Source organism: Pseudomonas fuscovaginae SE-1 (assembly GCF_000364705.1).
Classification (GTDB): Bacteria; Pseudomonadota; Gammaproteobacteria; order Pseudomonadales; family Pseudomonadaceae; genus Aquipseudomonas; species Aquipseudomonas fuscovaginae_A.
This window is the reverse complement of the sequence record NZ_AQOH01000027.1, coordinates 1-21,040: the sequence shown is the minus strand read 5'-3', so window position 1 is coordinate 21,040 and position 21,040 is coordinate 1. Positions and strand designations below refer to the sequence as shown.

21 protein-coding genes and 1 pseudogene are annotated in these 21,040 nt (G+C 64.1%); 5 read left to right on the top strand and 17 right to left on the bottom strand.

Translation table 11 applies throughout. The annotated features are described in order from the left end of the window. Nucleotides 1-36 precede the first annotated feature (36 nt). On the bottom strand, nucleotides 37-1,233 hold the full coding sequence (locus tag K675_RS0103850) for an MFS transporter (protein WP_017902193.1): 1,197 nt from the start codon (nucleotides 1,231-1,233) through the stop codon (nucleotides 37-39). A 91-nt stretch (nucleotides 1,234-1,324) separates the two neighbouring features. Between K675_RS0103850 and K675_RS0103845 the strand changes: the two genes are divergently transcribed. Together K675_RS0103845 and K675_RS0103840 are read left to right on the top strand one after the other, a co-directional pair. Next, on the top strand, nucleotides 1,325-1,873 hold the full coding sequence (locus tag K675_RS0103845) for a TetR/AcrR family transcriptional regulator (protein WP_026144905.1): 549 nt from the start codon (nucleotides 1,325-1,327) through the stop codon (nucleotides 1,871-1,873). 121 nt (nucleotides 1,874-1,994) lie between these two features. After that, nucleotides 1,995-5,465, top strand: a complete 3,471-nt coding sequence (locus K675_RS0103840) for a hybrid sensor histidine kinase/response regulator (RefSeq protein WP_017902191.1) — start codon at nucleotides 1,995-1,997, stop codon at nucleotides 5,463-5,465. Nucleotides 5,466-5,627: 162 nt separating this feature from the next. Here K675_RS0103840 and rmuC read toward each other — a convergent pair whose 3' ends face one another. From rmuC to K675_RS32860, 3 genes are all read right to left on the bottom strand, one after another. Continuing rightward, the gene (gene rmuC / locus K675_RS0103835) at nucleotides 5,628-6,992 is read right to left on the bottom strand and encodes a DNA recombination protein RmuC (protein ID WP_198291608.1); all 1,365 of its coding nucleotides are present in this window, start codon (nucleotides 6,990-6,992) and stop codon (nucleotides 5,628-5,630) included. Nucleotides 6,993-7,169: 177 nt separating this feature from the next. After that, nucleotides 7,170-7,493 (bottom strand): sel1 repeat family protein, encoded by a 324-nt coding sequence (locus tag K675_RS30360; RefSeq protein WP_037006281.1) that lies wholly within the window; start codon nucleotides 7,491-7,493, stop codon nucleotides 7,170-7,172. Between the two features lie 542 nt (nucleotides 7,494-8,035). Next, nucleotides 8,036-8,371 (bottom strand): hypothetical protein, encoded by a 336-nt coding sequence (locus K675_RS32860; RefSeq protein ID WP_157383903.1) that lies wholly within the window; start codon nucleotides 8,369-8,371, stop codon nucleotides 8,036-8,038. A 62-nt stretch (nucleotides 8,372-8,433) separates the two neighbouring features. Between K675_RS32860 and K675_RS0103825 the strand changes: the two genes are divergently transcribed. The 3 genes from K675_RS0103825 (at nucleotide 8,434) to K675_RS0103815 (ending at nucleotide 10,849) form a co-directional block, all read left to right on the top strand. Next, nucleotides 8,434-8,658, top strand: a complete 225-nt coding sequence (locus tag K675_RS0103825) for a hypothetical protein (RefSeq protein WP_017902188.1) — start codon at nucleotides 8,434-8,436, stop codon at nucleotides 8,656-8,658. Nucleotides 8,659-8,938: 280 nt separating this feature from the next. Then, nucleotides 8,939-9,421 carry a hypothetical protein gene (locus K675_RS0103820; protein WP_017902187.1) on the top strand — a complete coding sequence of 161 codons (483 nt, stop codon included), beginning with the start codon at nucleotides 8,939-8,941 and terminating at the stop codon, nucleotides 9,419-9,421. 144 nt (nucleotides 9,422-9,565) lie between these two features. Continuing rightward, on the top strand, nucleotides 9,566-10,849 hold the full coding sequence (locus tag K675_RS0103815) for an OmpP1/FadL family transporter (RefSeq protein WP_026144903.1): 1,284 nt from the start codon (nucleotides 9,566-9,568) through the stop codon (nucleotides 10,847-10,849). Between the two features lie 77 nt (nucleotides 10,850-10,926). Here the strand turns inward: K675_RS0103815 and K675_RS0103810 are convergent, their stop codons facing one another. The 13 genes and pseudogenes from K675_RS0103810 to K675_RS30355 form a co-directional block, all read right to left on the bottom strand. Beyond that, the gene (locus K675_RS0103810; protein WP_026144902.1) at nucleotides 10,927-11,478 is read right to left on the bottom strand and encodes a glutathione peroxidase; all 552 of its coding nucleotides are present in this window, start codon (nucleotides 11,476-11,478) and stop codon (nucleotides 10,927-10,929) included. Between the two features lie 69 nt (nucleotides 11,479-11,547). Continuing rightward, complete coding sequence (locus K675_RS33875; RefSeq protein WP_017902184.1) at nucleotides 11,548-11,670, bottom strand: hypothetical protein; 123 nt, start codon at nucleotides 11,668-11,670, stop codon at nucleotides 11,548-11,550. Then, nucleotides 11,667-12,875 carry an MFS transporter gene (locus K675_RS0103800; RefSeq protein WP_017902183.1) on the bottom strand — a complete coding sequence of 403 codons (1,209 nt, stop codon included), beginning with the start codon at nucleotides 12,873-12,875 and terminating at the stop codon, nucleotides 11,667-11,669. Before K675_RS0103800 ends, K675_RS33875 begins: the two co-directional genes overlap by 4 nt. A 51-nt stretch (nucleotides 12,876-12,926) precedes the next feature. Then, a complete protein-coding gene (locus tag K675_RS0103795) occupies nucleotides 12,927-13,340 on the bottom strand; it encodes a MarR family winged helix-turn-helix transcriptional regulator (RefSeq protein ID WP_017902182.1) in 414 nt (137 codons plus the stop codon). Nucleotides 13,341-13,511: 171 nt separating this feature from the next. Further along, on the bottom strand, nucleotides 13,512-14,243 hold the full coding sequence (locus tag K675_RS0103790; protein ID WP_026144901.1) for an adenosylcobinamide-GDP ribazoletransferase: 732 nt from the start codon (nucleotides 14,241-14,243) through the stop codon (nucleotides 13,512-13,514). A gap of 2 nt (nucleotides 14,244-14,245) precedes the next feature. Beyond that, nucleotides 14,246-14,824, bottom strand: coding sequence for an alpha-ribazole phosphatase family protein (gene cobC, locus K675_RS0103785; RefSeq protein ID WP_017902180.1), 579 nt, complete (start codon nucleotides 14,822-14,824; stop codon nucleotides 14,246-14,248). Further along, a complete protein-coding gene (gene cobT / locus K675_RS0103780; RefSeq protein ID WP_017902179.1) occupies nucleotides 14,821-15,876 on the bottom strand; it encodes a nicotinate-nucleotide--dimethylbenzimidazole phosphoribosyltransferase in 1,056 nt (351 codons plus the stop codon). Before cobT ends, cobC begins: the two co-directional genes overlap by 4 nt. Beyond that, complete coding sequence (gene cobU, locus K675_RS0103775) at nucleotides 15,873-16,394, bottom strand: bifunctional adenosylcobinamide kinase/adenosylcobinamide-phosphate guanylyltransferase (RefSeq protein WP_017902178.1); 522 nt, start codon at nucleotides 16,392-16,394, stop codon at nucleotides 15,873-15,875. Before cobU ends, cobT begins: the two co-directional genes overlap by 4 nt. A gap of 15 nt (nucleotides 16,395-16,409) precedes the next feature. After that, nucleotides 16,410-17,864: a cobyric acid synthase gene (locus K675_RS0103770; protein ID WP_017902177.1), complete on the bottom strand. Its 1,455-nt coding sequence runs from the start codon at nucleotides 17,862-17,864 to the stop codon at nucleotides 16,410-16,412. Then, entirely contained in the window at nucleotides 17,861-18,853 is a 993-nt protein-coding gene (gene cobD / locus K675_RS0103765) for a threonine-phosphate decarboxylase CobD (protein ID WP_017902176.1), read from the bottom strand. The genes K675_RS0103770 and cobD overlap by 4 nt, the downstream gene beginning before the upstream one ends. Continuing rightward, the gene (cbiB, locus tag K675_RS0103760) at nucleotides 18,846-19,754 is read right to left on the bottom strand and encodes an adenosylcobinamide-phosphate synthase CbiB (RefSeq protein ID WP_017902175.1); all 909 of its coding nucleotides are present in this window, start codon (nucleotides 19,752-19,754) and stop codon (nucleotides 18,846-18,848) included. Before cbiB ends, cobD begins: the two co-directional genes overlap by 8 nt. Then, entirely contained in the window at nucleotides 19,751-20,401 is a 651-nt protein-coding gene (gene bluB, locus K675_RS0103755; protein WP_017902174.1) for a 5,6-dimethylbenzimidazole synthase, read from the bottom strand. The genes cbiB and bluB overlap by 4 nt, the downstream gene beginning before the upstream one ends. Continuing rightward, a pseudogene (locus tag K675_RS30355) lies at nucleotides 20,398-21,040 on the bottom strand (cobyrinate a,c-diamide synthase); the annotation flags it as partial. The gene bluB and the pseudogene K675_RS30355, both read right to left, overlap by 4 nt.

The window sequence follows — 21,040 nt, the reverse complement described above, 5'->3', positions numbered from 1 at the left end:
GCTCGCCGCCAGTCACGACGGCGAATACCCCTGCCGTCAGGCGGCGCAGGCCCTGGCCGACCGCTGCAAACGCAACGCCAGCAGCGCCCCCAGCGAGAGCAGGATCAGCACACTGCCGTACCCCTGGGTCGTGACGATCAGGCCCAGGCTGCGGCTAAGGCTCCCGGCGAGGAAGGCCGGCATGCAAAAGGCCAGGTAGCTGAGCACATAGAAGGTCGACATCAGCCCTGCCCGCTCATGAGGCTGCGCCAGCGGCACGACACTGCGCAACGCGCCGAGAAAACCGGCACCGAAGCCGCTGCCGGTGATCAGCGTGCCGACAAAGAACAACCACAGGCTCGCCTCGTGCACTGCGACCAGCACCAGCGCCACCCCGACCGCCAGCAGGCTCGCCCCCAGTTGCAGGACCTTGCCCGCGGCCCGCTCGCGCAGGCTGAAAATGGCGGCAGCGCCACTCAGGGTCAGGATCGCCACCAGGCCGCCACCAATCAGGTTCGAGGTCGACCCCGTCACCGCCCGCACCAACGACGGTGCCAGCGACGAGTAGAAACCGCCGACCATCCAGACCGCGACATCGACCGGCAACGACAGCCACAACGCCCGCCGGGCCTGTGGCGGCACATGCAGGGCCGGGCGTAGAGACGCCAGCGCTCCCGACCGCGCGCTGACACTCTCCGCCAGACGCCAGATATACAGGGCCTGGAACACCAACAAGGCCAACAGCAGTTCATAGACCAACCGTGTCGGCCGTGGACAGAACTCCGCCAGCAGGCTCGCGCCCAAGGCCCCGCAGGCCATGCCCAGCAGCGGCGCCAGGCTGTTGACCAGCGGCCCCTTGCGATTGTCTCGATCGAGCAGTGCAGCCCCCAGCACGCTGGTGGCCATGCCGGTGGCAAATCCCTGCAGCACCCGGGCGGCGATCAACAGCGGTATGCTGTCGGCGGCGATGAACAGGCCCATGGCAATGATTTCCAGCAGCAAGGCACTGAAGATCACCGGCCGACGCCCCAGATGGTCGGACAGCGAACCGACCGTCAGCAAGGCTGCCAGCAGGCTCAGAGCATAGACCCCGAAAATCAGCGTCAGGGTCGCGGCGGAAAACCCCAGCGCTTCCTGGTACAGGTGATACAAGGGTGTGGGTGCACTGGATGCCGCCAGGAAAGTCAGCAGGGTGATCGCCAGGAAGACCAGGCCGGATGGGTTTGAAACAGAGACTTCAGCACGGTTGGACATGAACAGACTCCACAAAAGCTAAAATTTTGCTTTTGTGCAGTGTGCTACCGCTTTCCGCTTAAAGCAAATTCTTTGTGTTAAGGTTTTATCCATGGCGATAAAAGAGAGTATCCGCCCCGGTGGCCGCAGCGCCCGGGTGCAGGAATCGATTCACGCGGCCGTCCGTGCGCTCCTCGAAGAACAGGAGCGTTCCAGCATCACCGTGCCGCAGATCGCCAGCCGCGCCGGCGTCACCCCCTCGACCATCTATCGACGCTGGGGCGATATCTCCGAGCTGCTGGCCGATGTCGCGCTCGCACGCATGCAGCCGGACCGTCCACCGCTGGACACCGGCAGCCTGCTTGGCGACCTGCGCGCCTGGGCCGAGCAGTATCTGGACGAGATCAGCTCGGAGCCGGGTCGCAACATGATGCGCGACGTCCAGAACAGCGCATCGATCCCCTGCCACTGTGTGGAAATCCTCGGCGGACAGTTGCGGACCATCCTCGAGCGCTACCCGCACGCTGACCCGCCACGGCCCGCCATCGACCACCTGATCAACCTGATCGTCGCCCCGACGGTGTTTCGCGTGCTGTTCTCCAGCGCGCCCCTGACCGTCGAAGAACTGCACCGCCTGATCGACATCGCCCTGAACACCTGAGCAGGCTGCGACACAAGGCCACGCTGCGACCTTGGTCGACACTGACGCCGCCCGGCCATCGTGCGAGACTGTGGTCCCGGGGGCCGGACTGTCCTCGGGGTGTCTTTTGCCGGGAGTTTCCATGTCGCTGTCCAGCGGGCTGATCGCCGCCGTTGCCCTGGCCTATATGGCCATCATGTTCGCCATCGCCTTCTACGGCGACCGTCGCAGCGCGCCGCTGCCGCCACGACTGCGCGCCTGGGTGTACAGCCTGTCGCTGGCGGTCTATTGCACCAGTTGGACGTTCTTCGGCGCGGTCGGCCAGGCCGCCGACCAGCTCTGGGCCTTCCTGCCGATCTACCTCGGCCCGGTGCTGTTGCTGGTGTTCGCGCCCTGGGTTCTGCAGAAGATGGTGCTGATCAGCAAGCAGGAAAACATCACCTCGATCGCCGACTTCATCGCCGCCCGCTACGGCAAGTCGCAATCGCTGGCGGTGGTGGTGGCGCTGATCTGTCTGGTCGGGGTGCTGCCCTACATCGCCCTGCAACTGAAGGCCATCGTCCTCGGGGTCAACCTGCTGATCGGCGCCGGGGCCGACGCCATGGGCGTGCGGGCCCAGGACACGGCGTTGATCGTCTCGCTGGTGCTGGCGCTGTTCACCATTCTCTTCGGTACCCGCAACCTCGACGCCACGGAACACCATCGCGGCATGGTGCTGGCGATCGCCTTCGAATCCCTGGTCAAGCTGCTGGCCTTTCTCGCGGTCGGTGCCTACATCACCTACGGCGTCTACGACGGCTTCGACGACCTGTTCGACCAGGCCAGGAACTCGGCGCTGCTGGCCGAATACTGGAACGAGACGGTCAACTGGCCGTCCATGGTGGTGCAGACCGGCGTGGCGATGATGGCGATCATCTGCCTGCCCCGGCAGTTCCACGTCACCGTGGTGGAAAATATCGAGCCCCAGGACCTGCGGCTGGCCAAGTGGGTATTCCCCACCTACCTGATTCTCGCCGCACTGTTCGTGGTGCCCATCGCCCTGGCCGGGCGGATGATGCTGCCGGCCGAGGTCCTGCGCGACTCCTACGTGATCAGCCTGCCACTGGCCCAGGCCCACCCGTCCCTGGCGTTGCTGGCCTTCATCGGCGGCGCCTCGGCGGCCACCGGGATGGTGATCGTCGCCAGCGTGGCCCTGTCGACCATGGTCTCCAACGACATGCTGCTGCCCTGGCTGCTGCGCCGGACCAACTCCGAGCGGCCGTTCGAGGTGTTCCGTCACTGGATGCTGTCGGTGCGCCGGGTCAGCATCGTCGTTATCCTTCTGCTGGCCTACGTCAGCTACCGCCTGCTGGGCTCCACCGCCAGCCTGGCGACCATCGGCCAGATCGCCTTTGCCGCCGTCACCCAACTGGCACCGGCGATGCTCGGCGCGCTGTACTGGAAACAGGCGAACCGTCGCGGGGTATTCGCCGGTATCGCCGGCGGTACCTTCATCTGGTTCTACACCCTGATCCTGCCGATCGCCGCCCACAGCCTGGGCTGGTCGCTGGACAGTTTCCCGGGCCTCGCCTGGCTGCACGGCAATCCGCTGGATCTGCCCATTTCCCCGCTGACCCAGGGGGTGGTGCTGTCGCTGGCCGGCAACTTCACGCTGTTCGCCTGGGTTTCGGTACTGTCGCGCAGCCGCGTCTCCGAACACTGGCAGGCCGGGCGCTTCATCGGCCAGGAAATCAGTGCCCGTCCCGGCGCCCGCTCGATGCTGGCGGTGCAGATCGAAGACCTGCTGACCCTCGCCGCGCGCTTCGTCGGTGAAGAACGGGCGCGCCAGAGCTTCATCCGCTTCGCCTATCGCCAGGGCAAGGGTTTCAACCCGAACCAGAACGCCGACAGCGACTGGATCGCCCATACCGAACGCCTGCTGGCCGGGGTACTCGGCGCCTCCTCGACCCGTGCGGTGGTCAAGGCGGCCATCGAGGGCCGTGACATGCAACTGGAAGATGTCGTGCGCATCGCCGACGAAGCCTCCGAGGTGCTGCAATTCAACCGTGCACTGCTGCAAGGCGCCATCGAGAACATCACCCAGGGCATCAGCGTGGTCGACCAGTCGCTGAAGCTGGTGGCCTGGAACCGCCGCTACCTGGAACTGTTCAACTACCCGGATGGGCTGATCAGCGTCGGCCGGCCGATCGCCGACATCATCCGCTACAACGCCGAGCGCGGCCTGTGCGGCCCGGGCGAGGCCGAGGTGCATGTCGCCCGGCGCCTGCACTGGATGCGCCAGGGCCGCGCGCACACCTCCGAACGGCTGTTTCCCAACGGCCGGGTGATCGAACTGATCGGCAACCCGATGCCCGGCGGCGGGTTCGTCATGAGCTTCACCGACATCACCCCGTTCCGCGAGGCCGAGCAGGCCCTGACCGAAGCCAACGAGAGCCTGGAGCAACGGGTGGCCGAGCGCACCCACGAACTCTCGCAACTCAACCTGGCCTTGACCGAGGCCAAGGGCAACGCCGAAGCGGCCAACCAGTCCAAGACCCGCTTTCTCGCCGCGGTCAGCCACGACCTGATGCAGCCGCTGAACGCCGCCCGGCTGTTTTCCGCAGCGCTGTCACACCAGGGGGAAGGCCTGTCGGCCGAGGCTCGGCAACTGGTGCAACACCTGGACAGCTCGCTGCGCTCGGCCGAAGACCTGATCAGCGACCTGCTGGATATCTCGCGCCTGGAAAACGGCAAGATCACCCCGGACGCGAAGCCATTCGCCGTCAACGAACTGTTCGACACCCTCGGTGCGGAGTTCAAGCTGCTGGCCCAGGAACAGGGCCTCAAGTTCCGGGTACGCGGCAGCCGCCTGCAGATCGACAGCGATATCAAGCTGCTGCGACGGATCCTGCAGAACTTCCTGACCAACGCCTTCCGCTACGCCAAGGGACCGGTGCTGCTGGGCATACGCCGGCGTGGCGAGCAGTTGCTGCTGGAAGTCTGGGATCGCGGTCCGGGAATTCCCGAGGACAAACGCCAGGTGATCTTCGAGGAGTTCAAACGTCTGGACAGCCACCAGACCCGCGCGGAAAAAGGCCTGGGGCTGGGCCTGGCGATCGCCGACGGCCTTTGCCGGGTACTCGGGCACCAGTTGCGGGTACGTTCCTGGCCGGGCCGTGGCAGCGTGTTCAGCGTCAGCGTGCCGCTGGCCCGTGCGACGCAGGTCATGGACAATGCCAGCGTGGCAGTCAATGGGCAGCCCATGAGCGGCGCGCAGGTGCTGTGCATCGACAACGAAGACAGCATCCTGATCGGCATGCACAGCCTGCTCAGCCGCTGGGGCTGCCAGGTGTGGACCGCACGCAACCGCGAGGAGTGCGAAGCCCTGCTACAGAAAGGCATTCGCCCGCAACTGGCGCTGGTGGACTATCACCTGGATGGCGGCGAGACCGGCACCGACCTGATGGCCTGGCTACGCGCCCGCCTGAACGAACCGCTGCCCGGTGTGGTGATCAGCGCCGACGGCCGGCAGGAAACCGTCGCGCAGGTCCATGGCGTCGGCCTGGACTATCTGGCCAAGCCGGTGAAACCGGCGGCACTCAGAGCCCTGCTGAGCCGGCACCTGGCACTTTGAGCCAGCCAGCCCACTCCCCCTTGTGGGAGGCGGCTTCCACAAGGGCAGGCCATATACAGGATCGATGGACGCACCTGGATCCCGTGGGAGCAGGGCTTGCCCGCGAATGTGCCTGCAAGCCCTGCCCAAACCATGGCGTTCCCACAGGGTCGGGCGAAACCACTATTCCGGCATCTCGACCACGCCATCCGCATCGGTCATCGCCCGCTCCAGCAGGTCGGCGGGCAGGCTCTTGCTCGCACGAGCCCCCAGCAGCTTGAGCTGCTCACTGCGACTGATCAGGTTGCCACGACCTTCCGTCAGTTTATTGCGCGCCGCCGCGTAGGCCTTGTCCAGTTGCTGGAGGCGGTTGCCCACTTCATCCAGGTCCTGGATGAACAGCACGAACTTGTCGTACAACCAGCCTGCGCGCTCGGCGATTTCCCGGGCGTTCTGGCTCTGCCGTTCCTGTTTCCACAGGCTGTCGATCACCCGCAGGGTCGCGAGCAGGGTAGTCGGGCTGACGATCACGATCTGCCGGTCGAAGGCTTCCTGGAACAGGTTCGGCTCCGCCTGCAAGGCCGCCGAGAACGCCGCCTCGATCGGCACGAACAGCAGGACGAAATCCAGGCTGTGCAGGCCTTCAAGACGCTTGTAGTCCTTGCCGGACAACCCTTTGACATGATTGCGCAACGACAGCACATGCTGCTTGAGCGCCGCCTGGCCGATCACCTCGTCGGCCGCACCGACATACTGTTGGTAGGCCGTCAGGCTGACCTTGGAGTCCACCACCACCTGCTTGTCCCCCGGCAGCAGGATCAGCACATCCGGCTGGAAACGCTCGCCATCGGGGCCCTTGAGGCTGACCTGGGTCTGGTACTCGCGGCCCTTTTCCAGGCCGGCGTGCTCAAGCACCCGCTCCAGGATCAACTCGCCCCAATTGCCCTGGGTTTTCTGCCCCTTGAGCGCCTGGGTCAGGTTGGTGGCTTCATCGCTCAGGCGCAGGTTCAACTGCTGCAGGCGCTCGAGTTCCTTGCCCAGGGAAAACCGCTCGCGGGCCTCGGCCTGGTAGCTTTCCTCGACGCGCTTTTCGAAGGACTGGATGCGTTCCTTCAAGGGGTCGAGCAATTGCCCCAGGCGTTCCTGGCTGCTTTGCGCGAAGCGCGCCTCACGTTCATCGAAGATCTTCCCGGCCATTTCAGCGAACTGTGCCCGCAATTCGTCACGTGAACCTTGCAGGTCTTCGAGCCGCTTCTGGTGCCCTTCCTGCTGTTCACGCAGGGCGGCATTCAACGAAGCCACTTGTGCATCGAGACGCCGCAGCTCGGTTTCCTTGCCGTTGCGCTCGAGATTCCAGGCGTGCGCCGCGTCCCGGGCGTTGTCGCGTTCGATCTGCAGCAAGTCGACTTCACGGCGCAACGCCGCCAGTTCCGCCTGCTTGGCGGCATTGGCCTGGCCGAGATCGCTGACCTCGTCGCGGCAGGCGTCCAACTGGGCATTGAGCCCATCCTGGGCCAGTTGCGCGTGGGCCAGGCGCTCATCCTGCAAGGCCAGCTCGGCCTGTGCCGCTGCCGCCCGACGCTGCAGTTGCCAGGCAAGCGCCAACAGGGGCAGCGCCGCCCCCGCCAAACCCAGCAACAGGCTGGTCAGATCCAATGCCATAAGGACTCCCGCTAGCCGGACTCAAAGGGTCAAGGGTAGCGAACCCGCCACGCCAGGGACAACTCAGTCTTCGAGCAGCCCCAATTCCCGCCGGGCCACCTGGTCACCCGCTCGCGCGGCCTGGCGCAACAGGTCCTGGCCGATACGCCGCTCGCGGGAGCTGCCACAATCACGGCACATCAACTGCCCCAGGCGGCGCTGGGCGAGAACCACGCCCTGGCGTGCCGGTTGTTTCAACAGGCGGCCGGCGAAATGCTTGACGTTGGGGTTATGACCCAGGCTCGGGCTGTCCAGCAACCAGAGAGCGACCCGCAATGAAAAACGCTTCGGCTCGGTCGAAACCGTATTGGACGAAGAGGGAGATGATGAGGTCGAACGAAACTTCATATCAGGCAGCAGGGCAAATCGCAGGGCGCGCCACTCTACTCTTTTTTTCGCGAAGGTAAAGTCGAAAAACGTCACATGCCCGGGCTAGAGCAAGCGCTTGGGACAATCCACAGAAGCTGTGGATAACTCAGTGGACAACCCCCCTTCAACCCCCGCAAAGCCCCATGGAACGGGGCTCGCAGTCAAACTGTCGATTTTTTCACCAATAAAAAAAGACGATATTTTTCATTGACTTGTATTTCCAATACAGGCATTCGCGGGCCCGGAGAGGTAGATGACAATGAGGTGACAAGCCGGACCAATAATGTGCACAAGTGAGGCTTGCGCGGTTATATCAACGCACCTTTTTTGCACAAGCCGATCAGACAAGGCCTGGCGCTCAGCATGATGGCCCTGCCCATGCCGCCATCGAATGCCCCCCTATCGAGCGGGTCGAAAATACCTGCCCCGCGATCTGGACGTCGCTGATGTTTCTTGCAAATAAACCTTCCCTTCGAACATCCGATAGGCTAGTATTCGCGCCGTTAGTACCAAGCTGAAAGTCAATTCTGGTCGAAAACATCCCTTGGTGCGCCCCTTCCGAAGAAGCTGGCGACTGAAAACAGGGAACGACCCATCGATGGTTTCCAGGTAAAAAACTCAAAAAACAGCCCCTGTAGAGAAGGCAGGCGGTGTTTTCGAGAATTTTTACGCTGACCGAACCAACCTGCAAATTGATCAGGATCTTCACCCCGGGCCCAGAACCTTTGCCCCTGTTGTGATTGCCTGCCCTCCTGAGTACCTACCTGCCAGCCCGAGCGCCACTCATATTCAAAGCGCTGCAAACTGGCTGCCTTGTTCCAGTCAGGTTCTTTTTCCGGCCAATGGTGGCACGGCATTACTGGAACGTTTTAACGCTGCACGGTTCAGATACCGTGTCATTTGTAGGAACACCAATAATATGTCGACTCAAATCCACACCCAGGAAGCCATTCGCACGCTGACCAACGCCTTTGCCCCCATGAACTGTCTGATCATGGCTGCCCGCAAAGGCAGCTTCAGCTTCACACTGGTCAACGAGCACGGGATCGCCCGCCACAGCGAGCGCCTGTACCCCGAGCAATACTCCAGTGCCGAACCCTTGCAAGCGGTGATCGACCGCACCCGCCAGGCATTGATCGCCTGAAGTTCGGACGAATGGCAATCCACCAGCCCCGCCCTGCAAGCGGGGCTTTTTATTGGCTGAAAATTCGCAATTTTACCGCCCGGCCTAATCACAAATAAATATATCCAGCGCGAAGTGCATGTTTTAAATATTTTAAAAACAGTCCTTTACAGCAAAGATATGACACTACACTTCAACTCAAGCGACTCGGGTCGCTTCCGGCGGACCTGCTCGATCCACCGCTGCCAAGCGCCAGGTCTCGCCGGCCGACTACCACATTGCGAGCAGTCTTGAGGGTGTCATGGGTATTGCTGCGAGGGAACTGCGCCTTTACGTGATTCGCCCGACGTTGCGTTATCTGGGCCGTCACAACCAATGTGCGGAAGCACTGTTGCTGGGCGTCGCCGCCAGCCAATCGGACCTGGGCTCGGCCCTGCACAACCGCGGCGGCCATGGCCTGTACCGGATCGGCGAAAGGCGCCACGCCGAGCTCTGGGACCACTACCTGGCCCTGGACCCGGAACTGGCCAGCCTGGTTCGTGGCCTGGCCAGCCAGCACGCCTTCCTCAGCAGCCCCCACCTCGAACTGACCGTCAACCTGCGCTATGCCACGGCCATTGCCTGGCTGCTGATCGAACAACAGCAACTGCGCCTGCCAGCCGTGGACGACCTGCTCGGAATGGCGCGCATCTGGCGACAGACTTTCCAGCCACAGGGACGCTTACGGGACTTCACCCGGGCGTGGAAAAATTGTGACTCATCGGTCAGTTTTGTCGCCTGTTAGTCACGCTATTTCGAATTCAGAAAAATCTGACGATTTTGGTTGGATTGTCCTACAAAACCGCTCTATCTCCTGCGATACAGCCTATAGCGCCGAAGCAAAAATGTTGGTAGTTTTCGCCTCGGTGATCACCACGGAGTTCTAATAATGAAAAAAGCAATGCTCAAGACCACACTCAGCCTCGCCGTTACCCTCGCATCCACCCAATTGTTCGCCAGCGGCTTCGCGCTCAACGAACAGAGCATCAGCGGGATGGGTACTGGTTTTGCGGGTCGATCCTCCTCTGCCGATGATGCAAGCACTGTTTACGGCAACCCTGCCGGCATGTCCCGCCTCGCGGGCCAGCAAATTACCGTTGGCGCTGCGTCCATCGACGCAAGCACCGATATTAAGGATGTTAGCGGTCGCTCACGCGGCACCAACGATGGTGACATGGTTCCCTTCACCACCGTTCCAATGTTGTTCTACACGAACCAGCTCAACGACCAGTGGTCCGTCGGTTTTGGTGCCTATGCGCCTTTCGGCCTGGTCACCAACTATGAAAACGGCTTCCAAGGCCGCGGGTTTGGCAGCAAGAGCGAAGTAAAAGTCGTCACGCTGCAACCGACCATCAGCTATGCCTTCAACGACAAGGTGTCGATCGGTTTCGGTCCGACCATCAACCGTATCTCAGGTGAACTGCAGTCGGATCTAACCCTCAGCGCTCTGGCCCCTGACGTCAATGTAAAAATCAAGGGTGACGATACGGCCTTGGGTTACAACATCGGCGTGTTGGTTCAGGCCACTGATACCACGCGTGTTGGCCTGACCTACCACTCGAAGGTGAACTACAAGCTGGAAGGTCATACCGATGTAACCTCGAACGCAAGCCTTGCAGGTGCCGTCAATAGCAATCGCTATGACGCCTCTCTGAAAATCGAAACACCTGAGTCCTATGACCTGTCTGTTACCCAAGACATGTCAGACGCCTGGAAAATCTATGCAGGTGCTACCTGGACTCGTTGGAGCCGCCTGAAAGACATCACTGTCAATAACGAAGGCGTGAATGGTAGCCCGTTTGGCGGCGGCGTCGCAGCCCCTGGCTTGTTCACCACCATCAAGGAAGACCAGAACTGGCACGACACCTGGGCCTATGCCCTGGGTACTTCGTACCAGCTGAACAAACAATGGATCGTGCGCACCGGCCTGACCTTCGACCAGTCGCCGACCAACAATACCGACCGCTCACCACGTATTCCTACCGGTGACCGTACCATCATCAGCGCTGGCCTGGGCTATGCCGTCAGTGACAATCTAACCATTGATGCTGCCGTTTCCTACCTGAAGGAAGAGGACGTCACTGTCAACAAAAGCAACGCACTGGGCAGCTACAGCGCCAAGTACGAAAACAGCGCATGGGGCTATGGCCTGGGCGCAACCTACAAGTTCTGATCCGCAGCGAGCCTGAACGGCTCACCGGCTGAACAGAAAAAAACCCGCCTCGGCGGGTTTTTTTATGGGCGCCATTCTCAGGGCCTCGAAGCAATCGCCTTTTCCACCGCCTCGATCAGATCCGGGCTATCGGGCTTGGTCAAGCTGGAAAAATGCGCGATCACCTTGCCCTGGCGATCCACCACGTACTTGTAGAAATTCCACTTCGGTGCCCCACCCTGCTCACCCAATACCTTGAACAGGTGCACGGCATTGTCGCCCCTGACCACCTGCGGCTCGGTCATGGTGAAGGTGACACCGTAGTTCACGTAGCAGACCTTGGCCGTCTCGGCACCGTCCCTGGACTCCTGCTTGAAGTCATTGGACGGCACGCCGATCAACTCCAGCCCCTGCCCCTTGTAGCGCTGGTACAGCGCCTCCAATCCCTTGAACTGTGGCGCGAAGCCACAGAAGCTGGCGGTATTGACGATCACCAGCGGCTTGCCGGCGAACCTCTGGCACAGATCGATGGACTCCTTGGCGCGCAACTTGGGCAACTGGCCCTGCAGCAACTCAGGACAATCAGCCGCTGCCGCAGCCCCCGAAAAAGCCAGCAAAGCCATCGGCACCAGCAACCAGCGCATTGCCATATCCTGCCTCCTCAGAAAGAACTCACAGGACGAACTTACTCGCCTGTATGCGCCCCTAGCAAGCAGCCGCTAGCAAACGCCCATGCCCAGTTGCATCAGCGCCAGACCACCACGATGCCAGCCCCACCAGGCCAGTACCAGCAGCAGCGCCAGAGCCGCCAGGGCCAGCCACCGCGACCAGCGGGAACTCACGCCGCCCCCAACCGGGTCTGCAAGCGCGCGACAGGGCGCTCGCGAACCGGCCAGTTCAAGGCTGCCGCCAACAGGCTCAGCAGGATCGCCACCTGCCAGATCAGGTCGTAGTTGCCCATGCGGTCATAGACCACCCCCCCCAGCCAGCCGCCGAGGAAAGAACCCAACTGGTGGAACAGGAACACGATCCCCCCCAGCATGGAGAGGTTTCGCACCCCGAACAGGGTCGCCACGGTGCCGTTGGTCAAGGGGACCGTCGACAGCCAGAGAAAGCCCATGGCCATGCCGAACAGATAGGCACTGGTCTCGGTCACCGGCAGCCAGAGGAACAACCCGATCACCGCCGCCCGGGCCAGGTACAGTGCCGTCAGCAGACGCGGCTTGGACATCCGCCCGCCCAGCCAGCCGGCCGTGTAGGTACCGAAGATGTTGAACAGGCCGATCAGCGCCAGCACCGTGGTGCCGACACTGGCCGGCAGATGCTGGTCCACCAGATAGGCCGGCAGGTGCACCCCGATGAACACCACCTGGAAGCCACAGACGAAGAAACCGAACGCCAGCAACCAGAAACCCGGATGGGCACAAGCCTCACGCAGCGCCTCGCCCAGAGTCTGCTCGCCGGCCTGGATCGGCAGCGGTTTGTCCTTGAGCATGGTAACCAACGGCACGATCATCGCGACCAGCACACCGAGCACCAGCAACGCCGTCGACCAGCCGAGCCAGCCAATCAGCCCCAGGGTGCCCGGCAACATCGCGAACTGCCCGAATGAGCCTGCGGCACTGGCAATGCCCATGGCGAAGCTGCGCTGCTCCGGCGCGACTGCCCGGCCGACCACGCCGAGAATCACCGAGAAGGAAGTGCCCGACAGGCCAACGCCGATCAGCAGGCCAGCGCTCAGCGACAGGCTCACGGCCGAATCGGAGAGACCCATGAAGACCAGTCCGAGGGCGTACAGCACACCGCCGATCAGCACCACCCGGGCCGCTCCGAAACGATCGGCCAGAGCCCCGGTGAACGGCTGCGCCAGCCCCCAGATCAGGTTCTGCAAGGCGATGGCGAAGGCAAAGACCTCGCGCCCCCAGCCGAACTGTGCACTCATCGGCGGCAGGAACAGGCCAAAGCCGTGCCGCACCCCCAACGACAACGCCAGAATCAGCGCACTCCCGAGAAGAATCCAGCCGCTGCTACGCCAGAGCGATGTCATTATTGTTCTCCGTTAGCGGGTATATACCCGCTTTAACTCAAAAAAAGGCGATCACTCGCCATCCGCCAGTTCACTCAGCAACGCCAGCAAGGCGGCGCGCTTTTCCTCACCCAGACGCTCGGCCAGGCGCTGCTGCGCCGCCTCCCAGGCCGGGAAGGCCTCCTCCAGCCGCCGGGCACCGGTTTCCGTCAGGCAGACCAGCCGGTTGCGCTGGTCGGCACCTTCGCTCATCTTCACCAGGCCTTCGCCTTCCAGCACCCGCAGATTGCGCCCCAGGGTACTGCGATCCAGCCCCATCGCCTCGGCCAGGCCCGAGATGCTCGGCCTCTCCAGGCGTCGCAGATTGCACAGCAAAGAATACTGCGCAACATTGATCCCGAAGCCGTCGAGAGCGCCGTCGTAATGCCTGCTGACGCCGCGAGCGGCGCGACGCAGGCTGATGCACAAGCAGTCGGTGGATAACATGATGCGTGTATATACCCGTAATGTTCCAAATACAAGTCTAATCAATAAACTGGCTGTGCGGTGGGCCTGTTCGCGGATGAATCGGGCTCCCACAGGAAGCCAGCCAGTTGCCTGATATGGCCCTGTGGGGCCAGCGGTCCGGTTTACCGCGAACAGGCCTCAAGCGCGCTCTCAAGCCAGCGCCAAGCCCACCAGCACCGTCATCTCCAACAATTCCAGCAGGGCACCGGCGGTATCGCCGGTAGTTCCGCCCAGGCGTCGCATCATCAAGTGCCGCAACCAGCAGAAAGCCGCCGTTGCGAGCAGCAGCGCCCACACTCCCCGCCAACCCGCCAGCGCCAGGCAAGCGAGGGCACTCAGCAGCAGCACCCACCAACCGACTCGTCGCGGCAGATGATCGGCCAGCGCCTGTCCCAGACCGCCGGCTCGTACATAGGGCGTGACCAGGAACAGGCCCAGCAACGCGCCACGCCCGATCACCGGGGCCAGGACCAGGGCCGCACTCTGGTGCTGCTCGATCAGCGCCAACAGGGCGCTGAACTTCAGCAACAGCACCAGGACCAAGGTGACCACGGCAATCGGCCCACTGCGTGGGTCCTTCATGATCGTCAGGGTACGCTCGCGATCGCCAAATCCGCCCAGCCAGGCATCGGCGCTGTCGGCCAGGCCATCAAGGTGCAAACCACCACTGAACAACACCCAGGCAGTCAGTAGCAGGGCCGCATGCAACAACAGCGGCGCGCTCGCCAGGAGGCAGTCGGCGCCGTACAACAGGCCTCCCAACAGCAGGCCGACCAGGGGATAGCAGAGCAGTGAGCGCCCCAACTCCTCGGGGCGTGGCATGCCCGGCAAACGAATCGGCAAACTGCTGAGAAACTGCAGGGCAATCCGGAACGGCAACAGGTTCAAGGCGCTTCCCTCAGTTGACCATCAGCCGACACCTGCAACGCAAACACGGCGCCATGGGCCACCTCCACCTGCAACAGTTGCTCGCGCGGCAGTCCACGTGCGCGGGCCAACAGCAATTTCATCACCCCGCCATGACTGACCAGCAACACCCGCTCGCCGGCGTAGCGTTGCTGTAACCCCTCGACCGCCGCCAGCACCCGCTCGGCGAATCGTGAGACCGGCTCGCCATCAGGCGGGGTAAAGCCATAGGGATCGCTCCAGAAGCGCCCCAGGGCCTCGGCATCGGTTTCCATCAACGCCGCCGCACTCTGTCCTTCCCAGGCACCGAAATGCAGTTCCTGCAGATCCCTTTCCAGCTCGACGGGCACGCCGAGCCGCTCGCCCAGCTCCGTGGCAAAACGTGCACAGCGCTGCAACGGCGAACTCACCAGGCGGTCCCAGGGACCGCGCGCCAACACCGCCTGGCGCATCTGCTCCCAACCCTTGTCGGTCAGGGCATCATCCAGGCTGCCGCGCAGCCCGCCGCCCTGTTCGGTCTCACCGTGGCGCAACAGTTCCAGGTGCAGCGTGGTCATGCCGGGCGATCCGCCACCGCCGCTTCGGCGAAGGTCGCCATCTGCCCGTGCAGGTCACACGCCAGGCGCACCAGAGGCACGGCCAGCGCGGCCCCACTGCCCTCGCCCAGGCGCAGGCCCAGCTCCAGCAGGGGTTCGGCCAGCAGGCTCTCAAGAACATGCCGATGCCCCAGCTCCGCACCACGGTGGCCAAAGATCAACCAGTCGCGGCAATCGGGGTTCAACCGCACCGCGACCATCGCCGCCACGCTACAGATGAAGCCATCGACCAGCGCCGCCACACCTTCCTGGGCACAGGCCAGGTAGGCACCGGCCAACGCCGCCACCTCGAAGCCACCCAGGCGGAACAGGGCCTGCAGCGGATCACTCGTGTGCTCGGCATGCAGCGCCAGCGCGCGCTCGATCACCTGGGCCTTGCGACTGACCCCGGCCGGATCCAGGCCGGTACCCGGGCCGGCGAGCAGACTGGCCGGGCATCCCAGCAAGGCACAGGCCACCGCGCTCGCCACTGCGGTATTACCGATACCCATCTCGCCACCGATGAACAGCTCGCTCCCGGCCGCCACGGCACGACGCACGCTGTCGCGCCCAGCCTCCAGGGCCTGGAGTCCCTGGGCTTCGGTCATCGCCGGGCCCTGGGTGAAGTTGGCCGTACCGGCACCGATCTGCCAATGGCGCACGCCGGGCAGATTGAGCATCGGCGTGACGGTGCCGAGGTCATTCACATCCAGTTGCGCGCCCAACTGCCGTGCCAGCACACTGATCGCCGCTCCGCCGCTGACGAAGTTGGCCAGCATCTGCCCGGTGACCTCCTGGGGATAGGCCGAAACGCCCTCGGCGACCACGCCATGGTCACCGGCGAAAATCGCGATCCACAACTGATCGACCCGCGGCTTGAGCCGCCCCTGCAGACCGGCCAGTTGCACCGCCACCTGCTCCAGTTGGCCCAGGGAGCCCGTCGGCTTGGTCAGTTGCTGCTGGCGCTCGAACGCCGCTTCCCGGGCTTGCCCGTCGATTGCCTTGCAGGGGTCCAGCCACCACGATTGAGTCATAACGCAGGTCCTTTCAGAGTCAGGGGCAGGCCGGCAACGGTCAGTACGACACGCTGACAGCGCTCGGCCAGGGCTTGATGCAGCCAACCGGCTTCATCGACGTAACGGCGAGTCAATTCGCCCAGCGGCACGATACCGAGACCGGTCTCGTTGCTGACAAAAATCAGTTCGCCCGGCAGTTGCGCCAGGCCGTCCAGCAGGGCATCGCGCTCGGCGTGCAGGCGCGACGCATCGTCGAGCATCAGCAGGTTGGTCAGCCACAGGGTCAGGCAGTCCACCAGCAGGCAGGTATCGTCGCTCGCATGCTCACGCAGCACCCGCGCCAGGTGCAGCGGTTCCTCAACCAGCCCCCAGTGGGCCGGTCGCCGCTGGCGGTGCAAGGCGACCCGTTCGTTCAACTCGCCATCCAGCGGTTGGCTGGTGGCGACATAGATCACCGCCAGCCCGCTCTCCTGCGCCAGGCGCTCGGCCAGGCGGCTCTTGCCGGAACGGGCGCCGCCCAGAATCAATTGCTGCATATTCGCTCGACCCGCTTAATCAAGACCGCACAGCTCGCGCAGGCGAGCCGTGTCCAGATGCCGCTCGACCAGATCGGCCAGGCGTTCGATATCCCGTTCGCGCAGGGCGTGGTAGTCCACCTCCTGCACCGCTTCGAGGCCAGCCCAACGCAACAGCGCGGCGCAGGACATCGGCGACTCGAACAGACCGTGCAGGTAGGTGCCGAGGATCTGCCCGTCGGCGCTGCGGGCACCATCGCAACGTCCGTCGTCCAGCAGCACCGCCGGCTGCTCCAGCGCAGCCCCGGTGGTCACCCCGGCATGAATCTCGTAACCGCTGATCTCGGCGTTTTCCAACGTCAGGTGCCCACGTACATTGCGCAACTGCTTCTCCCGCTCCAGCTCGGTGCTGAACGCCAGCAGGCCAAAACCGTCGCTGGAACCCGCCGGCCCTTCCAGGCCCAGCGGGTCATGCACCTGCTCGCCGAGCATTTGCAGGCCACCGCAGATCCCCAGTACTTTGCCGCCGTAGCGCAGATGCCGGTTGATCGCGGTTTCCCAGCCGTTCTGGCGCAGGTAGGCGAGGTCGCCGCGCACGCTTTTCGAGCCGGGCAGGATGATCAGGTCCGCCGCCGGGATCGCCTCGCCAGGCCCGACGAATTGCAGGTCGACCTGGGGATGCAGGCGCAATGGATCGAAATCGGTGTGGTTGCTGATCCGCGGCAGCACCGGCACCACCACCTTCAGGACCTGGTCGAGCTTGTCGATCTGCCGGCGGTCGAGACCGTCCTCGGCCTCCAGGTGCAGGTCCATCACATACGGCAGCACGCCGATCACCGGCTTGCCGGTGCGCGCCTCCAGCCAATCCAGCCCGGGCTGCAGCAGGGCGATGTCGCCGCGGAAACGGTTGATGATGAAGCCCTTGACCCGCGCCTGCTCGCTCGGCGACAGCAGCTCCAGGGTGCCGACCAGGTGGGCGAACACGCCGCCGCGGTTGATGTCGGCGATCAACAGCACCGGACAGTCCACCGCTTCGGCAAAGCCCATGTTGGCGATATCGCCGGCCCGCAGGTTGATCTCCGCCGGCGAGCCGGCACCTTCGACCATCACCACCGGATAATCGCGGCTCAGGCGCTGGTGGGAGGCCAGCACCGCCTGCATGGCGATGGCCTTGTAGTCGTGATAGGCGACGGCGTTCATGGTGGTCACGGCGCGGCCATGGACGATCACCTGGGCCCCGGTGTCGCTATTGGGCTTGAGCAGCACCGGGTTCATGTCGGTGTGCGGTTGCAGGCCGGCAGCCTGGGCCTGGACCGCCTGGGCCCGACCGATCTCGCCACCGTCGGCGGTCACCGCGCTGTTGAGCGCCATGTTCTGCGGCTTGAACGGCACGACGCCAACGCCCTGGCGGGTCAGCCAGCGGCACAGGGCTGTCACCAGCGTACTCTTGCCGGCGTCCGAAGTGGTGCCCTGGACCATCAGGGTGCTCATGGGTGCTCCTCGTTATAGGCCTTGAACGCCTGCTCCAGGCGCAACCAGCCGGCCTCGTCCGGTGGCAGGCCAAAGCGCAGGCTGCTGTTCTGGACGAACAGGCGCAGCAGGATCCCGCGCCGTGCCATGAACTCATGCAGGTGTTCGGCGCGGGTGGTGATCAGCCACTGGAACAGCGCACAGCCGCCCTGGGGAGCGAAACCATGATCCGTCAGCAGCGCCACCAACCGCTGGCTGGCCAGTTCCGTACGCTGTCGCTGCCGGACGTGGCCGTCATGGTCGGCCAGGCACACCTGCCCCAGTACCCGCGTCGGCCCGGCCACGGCCCAGGGGCCGATCTGCTCGGCCAGCAGCTTGAGCAACTTGCGCTCGGCCAGGACGAAGCCCAGGCGCACGCCGGCCAGGCCGAAGAACTTGCCGAACGAGCGCAACACGATCAGTCCGACCTTGTGGGAGTGTCCCGCCAGGCTGTGTTGCGGGGTGTTGTCCATGAAAGCCTCATCGACCACCAACCAACCGCCGCGCTGGGCCAGGCGGCCATGCCACTCCAGCAATTGCTCGGGCGGCAGCCTCAGGCCGGTGGGGTTGTTCGGGTTGACCACCACCAGCACATCGAGACTATCGAGAAAGAAATCGACCTCGTGCTCCAGCACTTCACGCACGATATAGCCATTGCGACGCCAGGCTTCGGCATGCTCGGCATAGCAGGGTGAAAGCACCCCGACCTTGCCGGTGCGGCGCAATTGCGGCAGCGCCTGGATCGCCGCCTGGGAACCGGGTACCGGCAGGGCCAGCGGCGCACCATAATAGGCGCAGGCTGCCCGCTCCAGACCATCGTCGGTTTCCGGCAGTCGCGCCCAGGCACGTTCGGGAATCGCCGGGATCGGCCAGGGCCAGGGCGCCAGGCCACTGGACAGGTCCAGCCAATCCGCCTCGGCAATCCCGTATCGTTCCACCGCCTTGCGCAACCGCCCGCCGTGCTCAAGCATAAAACTCAGCTCCCAGACAGAGAATCAGCAACCAGAGCCACACCCCGCGCCGTACCAGTTGCCAGCCGCGCTCGATCGCGTCGGCATCGGCCGCCGGGCCTTCACCCAATGGCGGGCGCTGGTGCAGCTCGCCGTGATAGATCGCCGCGCCGCCCAGCTCGACGCCCAGGGCACCGGCACCGGCCGCCATCACCGGCCCGGCGTTCGGGCTGTCCCAGGTCGGTCCCTGGGTACGCCAGCACTTGAGCGCCAACCGGGTCTTGCCCAGCAGAGCGTAGGTCAGGGCCACCAAACGGGCAGGCACATAGTTGAGCAGATCGTCGATCTTCGCCGCCGCCCAGCCGAACCGCTCGAAGCGCTCGTTACGATAGCCCCACATTGCGTCCAGCGTATTGCTCAGCCGGTAGAGCACCACCCCCGGCACCCCGGCGACAACGAACCAGAACAGCGCGGCGAAGATCGCGTCGCTGCCGTTTTCCAATACCGACTCGGTCGCCGCGCGGGCCACCGCCGCCTCGTCCAGTTCCGAGGTCTGCCGACTGACCAGGTAACCCACGCGCTGGCGCGCCAGTTCCAGGTCACCACCGCGCAACGCCTGGGCCACGGGTACCACATGCTCGCCCAGGCTGCGCATGCCGAGGGCACAGTAGAGAAACAGGATCTCGACGATCCAGCCGACATAGGGCGCCCATGACAGGGCCGTGGCCAGCAGCGTCAGCGGTACCACCGCCAGCACCCAGGCGGTCACGCCATGGCTGCGCCAGCCACGGCCACCGGAGTTGAAACGTTGTTCGATGCGATCGGCCAGGCGACCGAACGCCACCAGCGGATGCCAGCGCCTGGGTTCGCCCAGCAGCGCATCCAGCGCAACCCCGGCGACACTCAACAACGCCACACTCATTGACTCACTCCCCAGTAGTTTTCATACAACAGCTCGTGCAACGGACGCGGTTGCGCCCAGCCTTCCAGTGCCAGCATCGGCGCCGGGTAGAAAGCCTCCACCGGCCCCAGGCACAGCACCGCCAGCGGCTTGGCGCCCTCGGGCAAACCGAGCAGTTCGGCCAACGCCCGCGGTTCGAACAACGACACCCAGCCCATGCCCAGCCCCTCGGCCCGCGAGGCCAGCCAGAGGTTCTGGATCGCGCAGGACAGCGACGCCATGTCCATCTCCGGCAACGTCCGGCGTCCGAAGATATGCCGCTCGCGCCCGTCCATCAGCGCGGCCACCAGCACTTCGGCGCAGTCGTTGATGCCCTCGACCTTCAACTTCATGAACTCGTCGGAACGCTCGCCCAGGGCCTCGGCGGTGCGCACCCGCTCCTCTTCCACCAACTGCCGGATCCGCCCGCGCAACGCCCGATCGCTGATGCGGATGAAGCGCCAGGGTTGCATCAGACCGACACTCGGCGCCTGATGCGCCGCTTCCAGCAATCGCGCCAGCAGTTCCGGTGCCACCGTGCCGCCATTGAAGTGACGCATGTCGCGCCGCTCGGCGATAGCCCGGTAGATGGCCTCGCGTTCCTCTACGGAAAAAACCTTGTCTGTCATTGCCTCGTCGCAGCGCCTGCGCCCACATCGAAAGCGCCGGCCCTGGCATGGTCAGGAGTGCAATCCCGCGGTTGTGGCGCCAACAGCGCGGCAATCGCCCGGGGATTGGACGGAAAATAGAAATGCACGTAGGAGGCGGTCATGCGCCCCTCACGATAGACCGCCTCTGCGCCTCGCCCACCATTGGGGCTCTGCCCACGGGCAATCGGCGCCAGCTCGGTGGTGGTCAACGAGTGGTGGTACGTATGCCCGCGCAGCAAGCCTTCCGGCAGTTCCACCGCCTGCAGGGCCAATGCGGCCAAGCGCTTCTGCATCACCGCCTCTCCCGCCAGCAAGCCGAGCAGTTCGGCCCGCTGGCCGTCGACATCGGTCAGCGCATCGAGCAGGTAAAGCATGCCACCGCATTCGGCGAGCAGCGGCTTGCCCGCCGCGTGGTGCCCACGGATCGCCGCCAGCATCGAATGGTTCTGCGCCAGCCTCAGGTGGTGCAATTCCGGGTAGCCGCCCGGCAGGTACAGACTGTCGGCCGGCGGCAGTTCGGCATCATGTATCGGCGAGAAGAAGCACAGCTCGGCCCCCAGCGCGCGTAACAGCTCCAGGTTGGCGCCATAGATGAAGGCAAACGCTTCGTCGTGGGCC

Excerpts from the sequence above, each read along its gene's own strand:
- cobD (WP_017902176.1), bottom strand. The coding sequence starts at position 18,853 with ATGCTTGAGCACGGCGGGCGGTTGCGCAAGGCGGTGGAACGATACGGG.
- cobU (WP_017902178.1), bottom strand. The coding sequence starts at position 16,394 with ATGCAGCAATTGATTCTGGGCGGCGCCCGTTCCGGCAAGAGCCGCCTG.
- K675_RS0103840 (WP_017902191.1), top strand. The coding sequence starts at position 1,995 with ATGTCGCTGTCCAGCGGGCTGATCGCCGCCGTTGCCCTGGCCTATATG.
- K675_RS32860 (WP_157383903.1), bottom strand. The coding sequence starts at position 8,371 with ATGCCGTGCCACCATTGGCCGGAAAAAGAACCTGACTGGAACAAGGCA.
- K675_RS30360 (WP_037006281.1), bottom strand. The coding sequence starts at position 7,493 with ATGAAGTTTCGTTCGACCTCATCATCTCCCTCTTCGTCCAATACGGTT.
- K675_RS0103845 (WP_026144905.1), top strand. The coding sequence starts at position 1,325 with ATGGCGATAAAAGAGAGTATCCGCCCCGGTGGCCGCAGCGCCCGGGTG.
- K675_RS0103815 (WP_026144903.1), top strand. The coding sequence starts at position 9,566 with ATGAAAAAAGCAATGCTCAAGACCACACTCAGCCTCGCCGTTACCCTC.
- K675_RS0103795 (WP_017902182.1), bottom strand. The coding sequence starts at position 13,340 with ATGTTATCCACCGACTGCTTGTGCATCAGCCTGCGTCGCGCCGCTCGC.
- K675_RS0103820 (WP_017902187.1), top strand. The coding sequence starts at position 8,939 with ATGGGTATTGCTGCGAGGGAACTGCGCCTTTACGTGATTCGCCCGACG.
- cbiB (WP_017902175.1), bottom strand. The coding sequence starts at position 19,754 with ATGAGTGTGGCGTTGTTGAGTGTCGCCGGGGTTGCGCTGGATGCGCTG.
- cobT (WP_017902179.1), bottom strand. The coding sequence starts at position 15,876 with ATGACTCAATCGTGGTGGCTGGACCCCTGCAAGGCAATCGACGGGCAA.
- bluB (WP_017902174.1), bottom strand. The coding sequence starts at position 20,401 with ATGACAGACAAGGTTTTTTCCGTAGAGGAACGCGAGGCCATCTACCGG.
- K675_RS0103850 (WP_017902193.1), bottom strand. The coding sequence starts at position 1,233 with ATGTCCAACCGTGCTGAAGTCTCTGTTTCAAACCCATCCGGCCTGGTC.
- K675_RS0103800 (WP_017902183.1), bottom strand. The coding sequence starts at position 12,875 with ATGACATCGCTCTGGCGTAGCAGCGGCTGGATTCTTCTCGGGAGTGCG.
- cobC (WP_017902180.1), bottom strand. The coding sequence starts at position 14,824 with ATGACCACGCTGCACCTGGAACTGTTGCGCCACGGTGAGACCGAACAG.
- K675_RS0103810 (WP_026144902.1), bottom strand. The coding sequence starts at position 11,478 with ATGGCAATGCGCTGGTTGCTGGTGCCGATGGCTTTGCTGGCTTTTTCG.
- K675_RS0103825 (WP_017902188.1), top strand. The coding sequence starts at position 8,434 with ATGTCGACTCAAATCCACACCCAGGAAGCCATTCGCACGCTGACCAAC.
- K675_RS0103770 (WP_017902177.1), bottom strand. The coding sequence starts at position 17,864 with ATGAGCACCCTGATGGTCCAGGGCACCACTTCGGACGCCGGCAAGAGT.